This window comes from Sphingomonas sp. BK069, from assembly GCF_014193405.1.
Taxonomy (GTDB): Bacteria; Pseudomonadota; Alphaproteobacteria; order Sphingomonadales; family Sphingomonadaceae; genus Sphingomonas.
Window position 1 is genome coordinate 502,907 of sequence record NZ_JACHZH010000002.1, and the last position, 15,758, is coordinate 518,664.

Annotated in this window: 13 protein-coding genes; 4 read left to right on the forward strand and 9 right to left on the reverse strand. The window is 71.9% G+C overall.

Annotation, left to right across the window (positions count from 1 at the left end):
* Window positions 1–3: 3 nt before the first annotated feature.
* Window positions 4–900 carry a Gfo/Idh/MocA family protein gene (locus FHY02_RS11010; protein ID WP_183921956.1) on the forward strand — a complete coding sequence of 299 codons (897 nt, stop codon included), beginning with the start codon at window positions 4–6 and terminating at the stop codon, window positions 898–900.
* Window positions 901–1,145: 245 nt separating this feature from the next.
* Here FHY02_RS11010 and FHY02_RS11015 read toward each other — a convergent pair whose 3' ends face one another.
* From FHY02_RS11015 to FHY02_RS11025, 3 genes are all read right to left on the reverse strand, one after another.
* Window positions 1,146–1,643: a glycine zipper 2TM domain-containing protein gene (locus tag FHY02_RS11015; RefSeq protein WP_183921957.1), complete on the reverse strand. Its 498-nt coding sequence runs from the start codon at window positions 1,641–1,643 to the stop codon at window positions 1,146–1,148.
* A 230-nt stretch (window positions 1,644–1,873) separates the two neighbouring features.
* Entirely contained in the window at window positions 1,874–2,362 is a 489-nt protein-coding gene (locus FHY02_RS11020; RefSeq protein WP_260172843.1) for a hypothetical protein, read from the reverse strand.
* A 110-nt stretch (window positions 2,363–2,472) separates the two neighbouring features.
* Complete coding sequence (locus tag FHY02_RS11025; RefSeq protein WP_183921958.1) at window positions 2,473–3,522, reverse strand: glycosyl hydrolase; 1,050 nt, start codon at window positions 3,520–3,522, stop codon at window positions 2,473–2,475.
* A 111-nt stretch (window positions 3,523–3,633) separates the two neighbouring features.
* Between FHY02_RS11025 and FHY02_RS11030 the strand changes: the two genes are divergently transcribed.
* Complete coding sequence (locus tag FHY02_RS11030; RefSeq protein ID WP_183921959.1) at window positions 3,634–3,780, forward strand: DUF2256 domain-containing protein; 147 nt, start codon at window positions 3,634–3,636, stop codon at window positions 3,778–3,780.
* A 389-nt stretch (window positions 3,781–4,169) separates the two neighbouring features.
* On the opposite strand, the gene FHY02_RS11035 is transcribed toward FHY02_RS11030, so the two are convergent.
* The 5 genes from FHY02_RS11035 to FHY02_RS11055 all read right to left on the reverse strand — a co-directional run bounded on the left by FHY02_RS11035 (window position 4,170) and on the right by FHY02_RS11055 (window position 13,657).
* Window positions 4,170–7,451, reverse strand: coding sequence for an autotransporter domain-containing protein (locus tag FHY02_RS11035; protein WP_183921960.1), 3,282 nt, complete (start codon window positions 7,449–7,451; stop codon window positions 4,170–4,172).
* Window positions 7,452–7,557: 106 nt separating this feature from the next.
* Window positions 7,558–10,251, reverse strand: a complete 2,694-nt coding sequence (gene metH / locus FHY02_RS11040; protein ID WP_183921961.1) for a methionine synthase — start codon at window positions 10,249–10,251, stop codon at window positions 7,558–7,560.
* Between the two features lie 254 nt (window positions 10,252–10,505).
* Window positions 10,506–11,552, reverse strand: a complete 1,047-nt coding sequence (locus FHY02_RS11045) for a homocysteine S-methyltransferase family protein (RefSeq protein WP_183921962.1) — start codon at window positions 11,550–11,552, stop codon at window positions 10,506–10,508.
* A 216-nt stretch (window positions 11,553–11,768) separates the two neighbouring features.
* Entirely contained in the window at window positions 11,769–12,710 is a 942-nt protein-coding gene (gene metF / locus FHY02_RS11050; RefSeq protein WP_183921963.1) for a methylenetetrahydrofolate reductase [NAD(P)H], read from the reverse strand.
* Window positions 12,707–13,657, reverse strand: a complete 951-nt coding sequence (locus FHY02_RS11055; protein ID WP_183921964.1) for a metalloregulator ArsR/SmtB family transcription factor — start codon at window positions 13,655–13,657, stop codon at window positions 12,707–12,709. The genes metF and FHY02_RS11055 overlap by 4 nt, the downstream gene beginning before the upstream one ends.
* A gap of 311 nt (window positions 13,658–13,968) precedes the next feature.
* Between FHY02_RS11055 and FHY02_RS11060 the strand changes: the two genes are divergently transcribed.
* Window positions 13,969–14,292, forward strand: coding sequence for a hypothetical protein (locus FHY02_RS11060; protein WP_183921965.1), 324 nt, complete (start codon window positions 13,969–13,971; stop codon window positions 14,290–14,292).
* Between the two features lie 67 nt (window positions 14,293–14,359).
* Window positions 14,360–15,310: an aldo/keto reductase gene (locus FHY02_RS11065; RefSeq protein ID WP_183921966.1), complete on the forward strand. Its 951-nt coding sequence runs from the start codon at window positions 14,360–14,362 to the stop codon at window positions 15,308–15,310.
* 6 nt (window positions 15,311–15,316) lie between these two features.
* On the opposite strand, the gene FHY02_RS11070 is transcribed toward FHY02_RS11065, so the two are convergent.
* Window positions 15,317–15,754 carry a DUF805 domain-containing protein gene (locus FHY02_RS11070; RefSeq protein ID WP_221189958.1) on the reverse strand — a complete coding sequence of 146 codons (438 nt, stop codon included), beginning with the start codon at window positions 15,752–15,754 and terminating at the stop codon, window positions 15,317–15,319.
* Between the last annotated feature and the right edge of the window lie 4 nt (window positions 15,755–15,758).

Sequence of the window (15,758 nt, forward strand, 5' to 3'; positions counted from 1 at the left end):
ATGATGCGCGTGCTGATGGTGGGAGTGGGCGACATCGCCCGCAAGGCGTACCTGCCCGTGCTGGCGGCGTGTGGCGACATCGAGCTGCACGTCGCCACGCGCGATCCCGCGGTGCGCGACCAGGTCGTGCGCGAGCACCGCCTGCCGCATCACCACGCCAGCCTCGACGCGGCGCTCGCCGCGACCCGCTTCGACGCCGCCTTCGTCCACGCCGCCACGCCTGCGCACCCGGACCTGGTCGCCGCGCTGCTCGATCGCGGCGTCGCCACCTTCGTCGACAAGCCGCTCGCCGACACACTCGCCGCGGCGGAGGTGCTGGTGGAGCAGGCGCGCCGCCGCGGCACGCCGCTGGTGCTCGGCTTCAACCGCCGCTTCGCGCCCGATTACGTCGCGCTGCGCGGCCGCGGCACGCTGATCACGCTGGAGAAACACCGCCATCGCCAGCCTGACGAGGCGCGCCGGGTGGTGTTCGACGACTTCATCCACGTCGTCGACACCCTGCTCTTCCTCGCGCCCGGCGCGGTGCGCCGCCACGCGATCGAGACGCAGGTGGCGGACGGGCGGCTCCACGCCGTCACGCTCACGCTGGCGGGCGACGGCTTCGGCGCGATCGGCCTGATGCATCGCGACAGCGGGCTTGACGAGGAGCGGCTCGACGTGATCGGCGGGGGCGAGCGCCACAGCGTGCTCGACCTCGCCGAGCGGATCGACACGGCCGGGACGCAGCAGCGGCGACGGCGCGGCGACTGGACCGCGGTGGCGCGCCAGCGCGGCTTCGAGGCGATGTGCGACGACTTCCTCACCGCCGCGCGCGAGCGCCGCCCGGTCGACGCCGACGCGATCCTGCGGACGCATGCGCTGTGCGAGGAGATCGTGCGCCACGCCGAGGCGGCAGGGTAGACTGCGCGCTACGAAACCTCCCGCATCGCCGCGAGAGCGAGCGAAGTGCGTTGCATGTCGCTTTTCATCTTGCGTCATCCCGGACTTGGTCCGGGATCCACTCTTCCCCGTGAGCAACGGTTGACGGGTTCGCGGAACCGTGGATCCCGGACCACGTCCGGGATGACGGTAAGGTTAGTCGGGAGGCTCGCATCCGCCGAAGGAGGACGGCACCGGGGCAGTACACCCCGCTGTCCTCTCGCTCCTCACCGCCGGCAGTAATCGCCGTTGTCGGCGCGCTCCACCGCATTGCCCGCGAGCGCGCCCGCGCCGGCGCCGAGCACCGTCCCCAGCGTGCGGTCGCCGCCGCGGTCGATCGTGCGGCCGAGCAGCCCGCCGGCGATCGCACCGACGATCGAGCCGGTGGTGCCGCTCTGGCACCGTCCACCATAGCGATAGCGCCGGTCGTCGTAGCGGCCGCGGTCGTCGTAGACGCGGCGCTCGTAGCGCTCATAGCCGCGGTCGCGATCGTCGTAACCGTAGGCCGGCTCGCGGTTCCAGCCGTCGCGATAGGCGCGGCGATAGGCGCGCGCATGGTCGCGGTAGCCGTCGTCGTCGTAGCGGCGCCGGTCATCGTCGCGCGTGTCATAGTCGCGCTCGTAGACCTCGCGCTCGTGGTAGCGCTGCGCCTGCGCCGCCACCGGGGTGAGCGCCGCCACCGCCAGCGCGACCGATCCCACGGCGACCGAGAATTTTCCCAGCATCACTCCAGCTCCTGTCCGTCACCCGCCGTGCCCCGATGGGCCGCGACGAGGATCGTGATAGAAGCCGGCGCTTGAGCGCGGGCTGAATGCGCGCGTTAGCCGCGGTTCAGCCGCGCCCGCGCGGGTCGCCCGGGTCCGGGCCGCAAGGCACTGGCGACGCGCCCGATCTGAGCCCGCGCCACGGGGCGCAGGGAGTCGCACCGCGCCGGCGCACTGACCCAGAAGGGTGATCAGAGCCCGACGCGCAGCCCGAGCGCGTAATAACCGGCGCCGACGTTGCCCTTCAGCTTGACCAGCGGCGCGAGCGTGAACGCCACCGTGCCGTACGGCGTGGTGTCCGCCTCGCTCACGCGCAGCCCCGCGCCCAGCGTCGCGACCAGCGGGATGGCATAGGTGGCCTCGAGCTTGGCATAGGGTTTCACCACCGTCTTGTCGCAGCGGTCGTCGTCGGCGTAGCGCCCGGTCGCGCTGTCACGGCAGCGCGCGTTGCTGCCGTTGTCGTCGCGGACGTAGCGGTCGGTGTCGCCGGCGTAGAGGAAGGCGCCGACCATCGGCGTGAGCTTGAAGCCGGCCGCGCCCAGTCCATAGCCGACGCCCAGCTCGCCGCCCCAATGGTCCTCGGCGCGGGCGCCATTGGCCTCGGCGGTGAGCTGCGCCGCCGCCGGCGCGGACAGGAGAGCGAGCGCGGCGCCGAGTGCCGCCAGACGATATGAACGCATGGATCCCCCTTGCCCCGGGAACGGGAGCGGCGCGCGCTTAGCCGCGGCGCCGCCCCGAGCGCAACCGGGTCGGCGAAAGGATCAACATTTTTTCAACCGCTTGCTCGCCGTCACCGCGCGCCCAGCACGCGATAGGCGCTGGCCACCGCGGGATATTGGCCCTCGCTCAGCTTGCCCGCATAGGCCGCGTTCGAGTTCCAGTAGGAGGCGTAGACCACCTGGTGCGCGGCGAACCAGGCGAGCGCGAGCGTGACATAGGGCGCGTCCGAGTCGCGGCTGACGCCCCATTCGGCGTAGGCGGTCGGCTTGCCGTGGCGCGCGGCGAAGTCCTGGTGCCAGGCCAGGCCGTAGCGCTCGGCCACCTTGTAGTTGAAGGCGGCGACCGGGTCGGCCGGATCCCACTCGTGATTGTAGTAGAAGTCCATGCCGATCAGGTCGACGACGTCGTCGCCGGGATAGCTGTCCTCCGGGTTGGTGCCGAAGTCGCCGACATTGGGCGTCCATTCGAAGCGGAAGCGGTCCGATATCGCGCGGAAGCTGGCGACGAAGCGGCGATAGGCGGCGCGATAGTCGGCCTCCTTGCCCTTGGCCGCCCAGGGTTGCCAGTCGCCGTTGAACTCCCAGCCGGTGCGCACCGCGATGGTCGAGCCGCCCGGGCTGGCGGCGAGCAAGGTCGCCGCGGCGGCGCGCCAGCGCGGGTCATAGTCGCCCGCGGCGGCGGCGGCGAGCGTGCCGCCCTCGGCGAACAGCGGGATCGACCAGTAATGCGTCCGCGCGACGCCCTTCCAGCGGTCGGCGAGCCAGCCAATCGAGTCGGACCAGTCGGCCCAGCCGTTGCGCCCGCTGAACAATTGCACGCCGTCGGTCGGTCGGCCGAGCCACGCCTCATAGGCGGCGAGGTCGGGCACGTCGTTGCCGACGTAGACGACCGACTGGAAGGTCGGCGCCGCCGCGGGCGGGATCGCGACCGCCGCCGGCGTGGGGGTCGGCGTGGGAGCGGGCGCCGGCGTCTGGGTCGCCGTCGGCGCGGGCGTGACCACCGGCGCGGCGGAGGGCACGACCGTCACCGCGCCCGCGGCGCCGGTCTGGCCACTGCCACCGCCGCAGCCGGCGAGCAGGAGCGCCGCGGCGAGCGGCGCGAGGGAACGGATCTGGGTCATGGCGGCGCGCGATCACTCTCGGGAAGCGGTGCACCGGCTGGTAAAGGAGCGGGGTTGTCATCCGGTTAGCGCCGCCGCGGAGCGCCGCGCGCGCTCGCTTGTTGGTGCCGCATGGCGCATCGCAAACCGCACCTGCCCGAGAAGATCTGCGCGAGCTGCCACCGCCCCTTCGCGTGGCGCAAGAAATGGGCGCGCGACTGGGAGCAGGTGCGCTACTGCTCCGACCGCTGTCGCGGGGTGGGTGCGCGCGAGGCGTGAGGCGCGGAGCGGCTGCGTGGCGCAGACGGGGGTGACGAGCGCCACCGCGGCGCGCTGCGGCCCGATCCATCGACGCTGAGGCGTGCTCCGGCGAACGCCGAAGCCCAGCGCCAAGCAGAACAAAACCTCACGCCGTGTGTGACTCCGGGCTGCTGCTTCCGCAGGAGCACAGGAGCGGATCTCGCAGCGCCACCCTGAAGGGGATCACCGCGAAACTGCTGTCATCCCGGCCTTGAGCCGGGCTCCATGGTGCCGCGTACGCATAGGCCTTCGTTCTCGCGGAGACATGGATGCCGGGATGACGGCGGGACGTGGAACGCCCGGTGCGTCACACCGTCACCTGCGATCGCCCTCGGCCACGGGGAGGATCAGCTGGATGCCGGTACGGTCTAGAACCGCACCCGCACCGAGGCGCGGTACGCCTGATCGCGCACGTCCTGCCGCCGAAGCGTGGTGTCGGCGCCGAGCGTCAGCGTCGCGCGTCCGGTGTCCAGCGCGATCCCCGCCCCGAGCTCGGCCCAGTCGCGATCGCGCCCGGGCAGCGCGAAGGCGACGTCGGTATCCGGCACCGCGGCGAACGAGGCGCCCAGCAGCGGCGACGGATCGCGGAAGTCGTGCACCATATAGACCGACGCCCACGGCCGCACCGTGCCCCCGCCGGACAGCGCCACGCCGGCGCGTCCCTGCACGCTGGCGTAGCGACGGCGATCGAGCCGCAGCGCCGCGGTGCCGCCGGCCTCGCTCACCGCCCCCAGGTCGAGCGCGCTCGCGCGCAGCGCCACGCGCGGCCCGACGCGCAGCGTCCCCACCGCGCTGTCGTGCCCGGCACCGATCTCCGCGCCATAGGCGAGCGCGTGGTCGCGGCTGCGCAGCGTGGTGGAGCTGCCGACCAGATCGGCGCTGCGTCGTGTGGCGTGTCGCCACAGGCCGGCGCTCTCCTGCGTGTCGAGGTACAGGCCGTCGGCGGCGGAGAGCTTGGCGTAGAGCGTGCCCTGGTACAGCTCGCCCTCGGCGCTCTGCCCCGCCACCGCCGTGCTGCCGGTCACGCGCGTGAACGAGAGGCCCAGCCCGACCAGCGCGCGATCGTCGACCGCGCTCTCCAGCCCGCCGGCGAGATACCAGCCCGACAGCGGATCGCGGCCGCGCGGCGCGAGCGCGGTGCGGGTCGAGGCGGCACTGCCGTCGAGATAGCCCGCCGCGAGATAGGCCGCGACGCTGTCGGGCAGGCGCGTCGGCGCGACGACGGTGGCGGCGGTGTCGCTCGCGACCGGCGGCTGGCCGGGCAGGCGCGCCGCCTCGGCCGCGGCGAGCTGGATCGGCGCGCCCGCGAGCGTCAGCTGCCCCGCACCGGCGGCGCCGCGCCGCGGGTCGGCGGCGGCGAGCCGCGCGCGGTAGAAGCGCGCCATATTGTCGAGCGCGAGCGCGCCGAGCGCGCGGTCGAGCCCCTCCGCGCGCGGTGCCAGCGCCTCCAGCGTGTGCTGGATCGTCGGCGCGTCCTGCAGGTCCAGCACGTCATACACGCCGGCGAGCGCCGCCGCGTGCGGCCGCGCGCGATCCAGCAGGGTGGCATAGCCGCGCTGCGCGCGGGTCGAGGCGACCACGTCGGCGTAGCGCCCGGCGTCGACGCGCGCCCGCACGCTCGTGTCGTCGTAGAGCAAGGTCGGCGCGAGGATCGCGCTCAGCCGCGCCGCCGAGTCGAAGCGGGCGGCGAGGCCGTCATCGGCGGTCAGGATCGTGTAGACGTCGCCGGCGCGGACGCGATGCCCCGCCACCGGCGCGAGCGCCACCGTGCCGCCGAGGCTCGCCTTGCCCTCCACCGCGACCCGGTCGGCGGCGCGCGCCGCACCGACGTCGATCAGCAGCAGGCTCTGCGACGCGAGCACCAGGTTGCCGCCGATGTGCAGCGTGCCGATCGTGCCCACCTGCCCCGGCGCGATCACGCCGGCGACGCTGGTGAGATAGGGCGTCTCGATCCGCCCGCCGCCCGAGAGCTGGCCGGCGACGAGCAGATAGTCGCCCGGCGTGGTCACCGTGCCGTCGACATGGACGAAGCCGGCGAGCTGGTCGACCTCGATCAGGCCGGTGAGATGGCCCTCGGGCGCGACCGACAGCCGCGCGCCGCTGCCCGAGACGGTGAACTTGTCGACCGTGGCGCTGGTGTCGAGCGTGGTGGTGCCGGGCGCGGACAAGGTCACGTCGAAGTAGCGCGCGCTGCGGCGGGTGGCGGCGTCGGGCTCGATATTGTCGGGCACGAAGCCGGTCGCGCCGGGCAGGCCGTTGGCGAGCGTCGGGGCCGGGAGCGGGGCGGCGCTGGCGCGCCTTCCAGCGCGGTCCAGCCGATCGGCGCCCGCGGCGCTCACTGGACGACCATGGTCGTAGCGGACGTGCGTGCGCACGTCGTAGCAGCGGTCCACATCGAGTGCGGGCTCCTGATCGCAGATCTGGCCGAACCGATGCGAGTCGGGCGCCAGCCCGGCGCCGGGCTCGCCCGGCAGCGCGTTGATCAGCCCTTCGCCCGCGATCACGCGGTAAGCGGGGTCGATCCGCGTCTCCCAATGCGCCGGGTCGCTCCACTTGCCGTCGCCGGCCAGCGCGCCGACGTAGCGGTACGGGTTGTTAGCGACGATATAGTCCCAGTAGAGATAGAGCGGCTGGTAGAAGGCGAAGGTGCCGTAGCTGCCCGGCGGCGTGGCATCGGGCCAGCGACCGGCCGAGAGCACGCCGATCACGGTCCGCTCGGCATAGCGGCGATCGAGGATCAGCGGCCCGCCCGAGTCGCCGAACCCGGGCATGCCCTCCCCCGGTAGCGCGTCATCGCGGAAGACGTTGATGTCAGCCGCGGCGCGTCGCCGCGGATCGTCGAAGTCGAGGAAATAGAGGTTCTGGTGCAGGCCCTCGCCCGGCATGCCGAGCTCGGCCTCGACCTCGTCAAGCGAGGTGAGCAGCCCGATCATGTTCTCCGCCGAGCGGCGGCGCAGGTCGAAGCCGGCGTAACCGCTGCCGCCGTTGCCGTGAACGCCGTAGCCGGTGACCGTCACGTGGTAGCCCGTCCCGGTCGCGGCATCGATCGCGGCGGGCGCGGGCAAGGGCGAGAACAGCAGCGTCCAGGTCGGGATGCCCTTCGCGGGCGTGTCGAGCGACCCGATCGCGATGTCCGCCTGCACGTCCGCGAGGTCCATGCCCGCCGTCACCGCATCGGGATGATAGACGACCTGATTGAGCGAGAAGATCGCGTTGCCGCGGTCGGTCCGGTGCTGTCCCTCACCCTTCGTCACCCATCGGTGAACGCCGGCCCGGTTGTCCGCCTTGAGCGCGAACGCGACCGGCATCTGCCCCGCGGCGCTGCCATGGCGCCACGCGTCCTGCGGTGTTTCACTCCCATCGCCGTTCACGCAGTGCGAGGCGAAGAGGACGGTGCGCGGGTTGATCAGCGTGCCGGTGCAATAGCCGCTGGCCCAGCCGTGATCGATCACGATCTGCCCCACGCCGTTGATGTCGGCGGGATCGACCGCCGCGTCGGGCGTGATGGTGTCGACCAAAGCGATGTCGGGCGCGCCGCCGAACCGGCGCGCCGCGGCCTGCGGGCTCTCCTGCGCGGTGACCGGCACCGCGAACAGCGCCGTGCTCAGCGACAGGAGCGTGCGAAGGCTCCGCGCTCCGGCTGCTCGCATCCGTCTTCCTTCCCGCGGCCCGTTCTCAGGACCAAGGATAGAAGGAGCGGCGTCGCGCGCCGGGTGGCGCGCCCGTTTACCTACCCGCTATGGACGCTTCGAGCGCTCAATCCAGGTTCGGCCGCAGCAGCCGCGTCGCCTGCCGCACGTCGACGCCGAGCCGCTGGGCATAGTCGGCGACCTGGTCCTCCCCGATCCGCGCCACGCCGAAATATTCCGCCTGCGCGTGGCCGAAGTAGAAGCCGCTCACCGCCGCGGTCGGCAGCATGGCGTAGCTCTCGGTCAGTTCCAGCCCGACGTTCTTCTCGGCCTCGAGCAGGTCGAACAACGTGCGCTTGAGGCTGTGCTCGGGGCAGGCGGGATAGCCCGGCGCGGGGCGGATGCCGCGATACTGCTCGCGGATCATCGCCTCGTTGGTGAGCTGCTCGTCAGGGGCATAGCCCCACAGGTCGGTGCGGACGTGCGCGTGGAGCCGCTCGGCGAACGCCTCCGCCAGCCGGTCCGCCAGCGCCTTGAGCAGGATGTCGTTATAGTCGTCGTTGTCCTGCTTGTAGCGCGCGAGGTGCGAGTCGATGCCGTGGATGCCGACCGCGAAGCCGCCGATCCAGTCGCCCGCGGGGTCGACGAAGTCGGCGAGGCACATGTTCGCCCGCCCCTCGCGCTTGGCGATCTGCTGGCGCAGGAACGGCAGCCGCGTCGAATGCTCGTTGCGGCGATCGAGGTCGGGGGTGTGCATGCCGTCGGGCACGCTCGCGCCGTCGGGCGAGCGCGTGTCGACGCTGTGGCGGTCGTGCACCCACACGTCGTCGTCATGGCGATGGCACGGCCACAGCCCGGCGACGCCGCGCGCGGTCAGCCACTTCTCCGCGACGATGCGGTCGAGCATCGCGCGCGCGTCGGCGTAGAGCGAGCGCGCGCTCTCGCCGACCACCGCGTCGTCGAGGATCGCGGGGTAATTGCCCGCCAGCTCCCAGGCGCGGAAGAACGGCGTCCAGTCGATGTAGTCGGCGAGGTCGGCGAGGTCCCAGGCGTCGTAGACATGGACGCCGGGCTTCTTCGCCGGGGGCGCCTTGAGCGCCATATCCGCTGCGAAGCCGCGCTTGCGCGCTTCCTCCAGCGGCAGCAGCGCGTTGGCGCCCTTGCCCTCGCGCGCGTCGCGCACCGCCTGATATTCCGCCGCGACACCGGCGATGAAGCCCTCCGCCTGCGTCTCCGACACCAGCGCGGTGGCGACGCCGACCGCGCGGCTGGCGTCGAGCACGTGCACCACCGGTCCGGTGTACGCCGGCGCGATGCGCAGCGCGGTATGGACCTTGGAGGTGGTCGCGCCGCCGATCATCAGCGGCATCGTCATGCCGGCGCGCTGCATCTCCTCCGCCACGGTCACCATCTCGTCGAGCGAGGGGGTGATCAGGCCGGAGAGGCCGATCATGTCGGCGTCCTGCTCGCGCGCGGTCTCGATGATCTTGGACCAGGGCACCATCACGCCGAGGTCGATCACCTCGAAGCCGTTGCACTGGAGCACGACGCCGACGATGTTCTTGCCGATGTCGTGGACGTCGCCCTTCACCGTGGCGATCACCATCCGACCCTTGCCGCGCTGCTCGGCGCCGCCCGCGGCCTTCTCCGCCTCGATGTACGGCAGCAGGTGCGCCACCGCCTTCTTCATCACGCGCGCGCTCTTCACCACCTGCGGCAGGAACATCTTGCCCGAGCCGAACAGGTCGCCCACCACGTTCATGCCCTGCATCAGCGGACCCTCGATCACCTCGATCGGGCGGCCGCCGCGCGCGGCGATCTCGGCGCGCGCCTCCTCGGTGTCGTCGACGACGTGCGCGTCGATCCCCTTGACCAGAGCGTGCTCGAGCCGCTTGACCACGTCCCAGCCGCGCCACTCCTGCGCCGCTTTTTCCGCGACCGCGTCGGTGCCGCGGAAGCGCTCGGCCAGCGCGACCAGCCGCTCGCCCGCCTCGGGGTCGCGGTTGAGGATGACGTCCTCGCAGGCGGTGCGCAGCTCGGGGTCGATCGCGTCGTACACGTCGAGCTGGCCGGCGTTGACGATCGCCATGTCCATGCCCGCGGGGATGGCATGGTACAGGAACACCGAGTGCATCGCGCGGCGCACCGGCTCGTTGCCGCGGAACGAGAAGCTGAGATTGGAGAGCCCGCCCGAGATATGGACGTGCGGGCAGCGCGCCTTGATCTCGCGGCAAGCCTCGATGAAGTCGACGGCGTAGTTGTTGTGCTCCTCGATCCCGGTCGCCACCGCGAACACGTTGGGATCGAAGATGATATCCTCGGGCGGGAAGCCGATGCCGGTGAGCAGGTCATAGGCGCGCGCGCAGATCTCGACCTTGCGCGCCTGGGTGTCGGCCTGGCCGACCTCGTCGAACGCCATCACCACCACCGCCGCGCCGTAGTTGCGGCACAGCCGGGCGTGGTGGAGGAACTGGTCCTCGCCCTCCTTCATGCTGATCGAGTTGACGATCGGCTTGCCCGAGACGCACTTCAGCCCCGCCTCGATCACGCTCCACTTCGAGCTGTCGATCATGATCGGCACGCGCGCGATATCGGGCTCGGCGGCGATCAGCTTGAGGAAGGTGGTCATGGCGTGGTGCGCGTCGAGCAGCCCCTCGTCCATGTTGACGTCGACCACCTGCGCGCCGTTCTCGACCTGCTGGCGCGCGACCTCGACCGCGCGGGTGTAGTCGCCCGCCATGATCATCTTCTTGAACGCCGCCGAGCCGGTGACGTTGGTGCGCTCGCCGACATTGACGAAGCGGGTGGAGGAAGCGGTCATGTCATTCTCTCAAATCCTCCCCGCTCGCGGGGAGGGGGACCGCGCGCGCAGCGCGGGGTGGAGGGGGCTCTCCGCGTACGCTAACGCCAGCGGAGAGCCCCCTCCGCGGCGGTCGTCTTGATGGGGCGCGTCGCAACCTACCGAGTGTAGCGTGCGTGGAGAGTCCCCTCCACCACTCGCCTGCGGCGAGCGGTCCCCCTCCCCGTGCCGGGGAGGATCGAGGGTGCGGCGCTGGCGCCGCCCCCCCTAGCCCGTCACGCCGCCATGGTGAACGGCTCCAGCCCGGCGAGCCGCGTCTGCACCGGCGACGCGGGGATCGCGCGCGGGGCGACGCCGCGGACGCGCTCGGCGATCGCCGCGATATGCGCCGGGGTCGAGCCGCAGCAGCCGCCCAGCACGTTGACCTGCCCCGCCTCGGCCCATTCCGCCACCAGCCCCGCGGTGGTCGCGGGCGCCTCGTCATAGGCGCCGAGCTCGTTGGGCAGGCCCGCGTTGGGATAGACCATGATCAGCGTGTCGCAGATCGTGCTCAGCGTACGCACGTGCGGGCGCAGCTGCTCCGCACCGAACGAGCAGTTGAGCCCGATCGTCAGCGGGCGCGCGTGGCGGATCGCGTGCCAGAACGCCTCCACCGTGTGCCCCGAGAGGTTGCGCCCGGAGAGGTCGGTCAGCGTCATCGACAGCATGATCGGCAGGTCGCGCCCGAGCGCCGCGCCCGCCTCGATCGCCGCCATCACCCCGGCCTTGGCGTTGAGCGTGTCGAACACCGTCTCGATCAGCACGAAGTCGGCGCCACCCTCGACCAGCGCGTCGATCTGCTCGCGGTAGACGTCCTTGAGATAGTCGAAGTCGATCTCGCGATAGCCGGGATCGTTGACGTCGGGGCTGAGCGACAAGGTCTTGTTGGTCGGCCCGATCGCGCCGGCGACGAAGCGGGGCCGGCCATCCCTCGCCTGGAACTCGTCCGCGAGGCGGCGCGCCAGCCGCGCGCTCTCGACGTTGATCTCGCGCACCAGCCCCTCGGCGCCATAGTCCGCCTGGCTGATACGGTTGGCGGAGAAGGTGTTGGTCTCGGCGATGTCCGCCCCCGCCTCGAAATAGGCGCGGTGGATCGACTCGGGCACCTCCGGCTTGGTCAGCGCGAGGATGTCGTTGTTGCCCTTCTGGTCGTGGCCGAGCGTCAGCGCGCCGGCATAGTCCGCCTCGGAGAGCTTCCAGTTCTGGATCTCGGTGCCGAAGGCGCCGTCGGTGATCAGGATCCGCTTCGCCGCCTCGGCGAGGAAGGTGTCACGTGGGGTCATGGTCTCTTCCAAATCCTCCCCGCTTGGCGGGGAGGGGGGACCGCTCGCGCGAGCGAGTGGTGGAGGGGGCTCTCCGCGGACGGTGTCGCTGATGGAGAGCCCCCTCCACCAGCCTGCGGCTGTCGTGCAGGTGGAATTGCCTCCGGCCATTCCAGCCATGTCCGGGGGACATGGCGACCTGCACGACCCTCCCCGCTGAGCGGGGAGGATCGAAGATCACGCCGCCGCGACGGTCTCTCTCGCTCGCGCCCGCACCCCGAGCAGGTGGCAGATCGCGTAGCTCAGCTCGGCCTTGTTCATCGTGTAGAAGTGGAGCTGCTTGACGCCGCCGGCGTAGAGCTTGCGGCACAATTCGGCCGCCACCGTCGCCGCCACCAGCTGGCGCGCGGCCGGCAGGTCGTCGAGCCCCTCGAACAGCCGCACCAGCCAGCCCGGCACGTCGGTGCGGCACATCGCCGCCATCCGCTGCACGCCCGCGAAGCTGCCGATCGGCATGATCCCCGGCACGATCTCGGCCTGGATCCCCGCCGCCGCCGCCGCGTCGCGGTAGCGGAAGAAGGTCTCCGCCTCGAAGAAGAACTGCGTGATCGCGCGGTTGGCGCCGGCGTCGAGCTTGCGCTTGAGATTGTCGAGGTCGCCGGCGAGATCGGCCGAGCTGGGGTGGCACTCGGGATAGGCCGCCACCGAGATCTCGAACGGGTGCAGCCGGCGCAGCCCCGCCACCAAAGCGGCGGCATTCTCATAGCCGCCGGGGTGCGGCGCATAGTCCGCCGCGCCCGCGGGCGGATCACCGCGCAGCGCGACGATGTGGCGCACCCCCGCGGCCCAATATTCCTGCGCGACCGCGTCGATCTGCTCGCGCGTCGCCTCGACGCAGGTGAGATGCGCCGCGGCGGGCACCGCGGTCTCGCGCGCGATCCGCGCGACGGTGGCGTGGGTGCGGTCGCGCGTCGACCCGCCCGCGCCGTAAGTGACCGAGAGGAAGCGCGGACCGAGCGGGCAGAGCGTCTCGATCGACTGCCACAAGGTCTCCTCCGACTTCTCGCTCTTGGGCGGCGAGAATTCGAAGCTGACGTCCACGTCGCCGCCGACGTCGGCGTAGAGCGGCGCGTCCAACGCGCGGCGCGCCTCCTCGAGCTGGTTGACCGAGAATGTCATGCCGCCTTCACCTCTCGCCACGGCTCGCCGGCCTTCCGGCCGAGCCATAATTTCACCGTCAGTTCGCCGCCCTCGAGCGTCTCGGTTCGCGCCGGCAGCAGCCCGGCGGCGGCGAACCAGCGCTCGATCTGCGCGTCGGCGAAGCCCAGCCGCGTGTGTGCGTCGCGCGCGCGCAACTCCTCGCGGTCGTGCGGCGCGAAGTCCGCGATCAGCAGCCGCCCGCCCGTTGCCAGCACGCGCGCCGCCTCGGCGATCGCGGCGCCGGGCTGCTGCGCGAAATGCAGCACATGGTGGAGGATCGCCACGTCCGCGGCGCCGTCGCCGAGCGGCAGCGCGTAGAGGTCGGCCTGGCGCAGCTCGGCGTTGGCGAGCCCCTGCTCGCCCAGTTTGGCGCGCGCCAGCCGCAGCATCTCGCTGCTCTTGTCGATCCCCAGCGCGTGGGTGGCGCCGGGCGCGAACAGCTCGATCATCCGCCCGGTGCCGGTGCCGATGTCGATCAGCCGGCCGAGCGGCGCGTCGGCGAGCACCTCGCGCATCGCCGCCTCGACCTGCTCCTCGGCGACGTGGAGCGAGCGGATCGCGTCCCACTCGGCGGCGTTCGCCTCGAACCAGCCCGCCGCCGCGGCGGCGCGATCGGCGCGCACCGCCGCCAGCCGCGCGAGATCCGCCGCGGCCTCCTCGGTGACGCCGAGCGAGTCGAGCGCGGCGAGCACGGGCGCGAGCCGCTCGCGGTCGCCGAGCGCGACGAACACCCAGCTGCCCTCCTTGCGCCGCTCGGCCAGCCCGGCGTCGCACAGGATCTTGACGTGGCGCGACACGCGCGGCTGGCTCTGCCCCAGCACCTGCGCCAGCTCGCCCACCGACAGCTCCATCGCGCCGAGCAGCGCGACGATGCGCAGCCGCGACGGGTCGGCGAGCGCGCTGAAGATGGCGAGGGCGTGTTTCATCCGGCGAGTAGATATAAAGATATCTTTATATGAGGTCAAATGATGGATCGCGGGTCGACTGCCTAGATCCTCCCTGGAAGGGGCGGGGGACCAGCCGAAGGCTGGTGGAGGGGTGACCCGGCCGGCGTGCGTCGGTAGACTCACCGCCGGCGACACCCCTCCGTCAGCGCTGCGCGCTGCCACCTCCCCTTACCGGGGAGGATCGTGCCGCCCACCTCACCGCCCCCTCCCTTGGACCCTTTCCCCCCGCTGCCGCGTTCGCGCCCCACCCCCGGCTCTTGTGCCGGCGTAACGACAGGGGAGATATGTCCATGAAGCGCACGCTGATCGCCGCCCTCGCCGCCACCACCGCGCTGGGCCTCGCGGCCTGCAGCGAGAAGGCGCAGGACCAGTCCGCCGCGGCGGCGAACACGATGGCCGCCGACACCGCAGCCACCACCTCGAACGCGGTCGACGACGTCGATGCCGCCACCGACCGTGCGCTCAACTCGGCCGAGAACAGCCTCGACCGCACCGGCGCGGCGCTGAGCAACGCGGGCGATCGCACCGGCGACGCGCTCAGCAACACCGGTGACCGCGCCGCCGACGCGACCGGCAACGCGATGGTGCGCGCGGGCGAGAAGCTGCGCGACTGAGCCTGACCGACCCCGTCGCCGTCGCGCCCGCCACGCGCGGCGGCGATCATCTGCCCGGGACGACCGCATGACCGACCTCCGCCGCCTCGGCGCCTCCGACCTCAAGATCGCGCCGCTGGTGCTGGGCGGCAACGTGTTCGGCTGGACCGCCGATCGCGCCGCCAGCTTCGCGGTGCTCGACGCCTTCGTCGCAGGTGGCGGCACGATGATCGACACCGCCGACGCCTATTCCGCCTGGGTCGACGGCCATCGGGGCGGTGAGTCGGAGACGATCATCGGCGAGTGGCTTCGCACCAGCGGTCAGCGCGACCGGGTGCTGATCGCCACCAAGGTCGGCATGCAGCCCGGCGAGGGCGGCGAGGCGCTGGCGCCGGCGCGGATCGCGGCGGCGTGCGAGGCGTCGCTGCGGCGGCTCGGCACCGACCGGATCGACCTCTATTTCGCGCATCGCGACGACGAGGCGCAGCCGCAGGAGGCGGTCGCCGAGGCGTTCGCCCGGCTGGTCGAGGCGGGCAAGGTGCGCGTGCTCGGCGCCTCCAACTTCCACGCCGCCCGGCTGAAGTCGGCGGTGGAAGGCGCGCGCGCCGCCGGGCTGCCGCATTATCAGGTGCTGCAGCCCGAATATAATCTCGTCAGCCGCCACAAGTTCGAGGGCGAGCTGCAGGATTATTGCGTCACCGAGAACATCGGGGTGGTGCCCTATTACGGCCTCGCCTCGGGCTTCCTCACCGGCAAGTACCGCACGCGCGACGATCTCTCCCAGAGCGTGCGCGGCGCGAAGATGGGCGAGCTGCTCGAGGGCAAGGGCGCCGCGGTGCTGGCCGGGCTCGACTCGGTCGCGGAGGAGACCGGCGCGACCTTAGCGCAGGTCGCGCTGGCATGGCTGATCGCGCAGCCCGGCGTCACCGCCCCGATCGCGAGCGCCACCTCGGCGCGACAGGTCGAGGAGCTGCTCGGCGCGATCTCGCTGACGCTCTCGCCCGACCAGCTCGAGCGGCTCACCGACGCGGGCGCATGAGCTAGGTCAGCCCACCGTCACGCTCGCGGGTGCGTCCGCGACCGGCTCGGTGGCGCGCGGATCGGGGCCGAAGCGGTTCTCGCCGGCGTCGCCGGCCTTGAGGCCGAAGAACAGGTCGATAAAGCCGCCGATGAGCGGCACGAAGCCGATCAGCAGCCACCAGCCCGACAGGCCGATATCGTGCAGTCGGCGGACCTTCACCGCCAATCCGGGGATGCCCAGCGCCGCCACGACGGGCAGGTAAAGGAGCACCATCAGGTCCTTTGTCGCCACGCCGAGCGAGAGCGCGCGCTCCAGCGCCTCGGCGACGATGAGGGCGAGAAGCATCGCCGCCAGCGCCACCGCCGCGAAGCACCAATATTCGCGCCGCGTCGATCGCCCGCGGAACACCGCGTAGAGCCGGAACGGTCGCGTGACATAAGCGGGCAGCATCGGAACCTCCATCGTC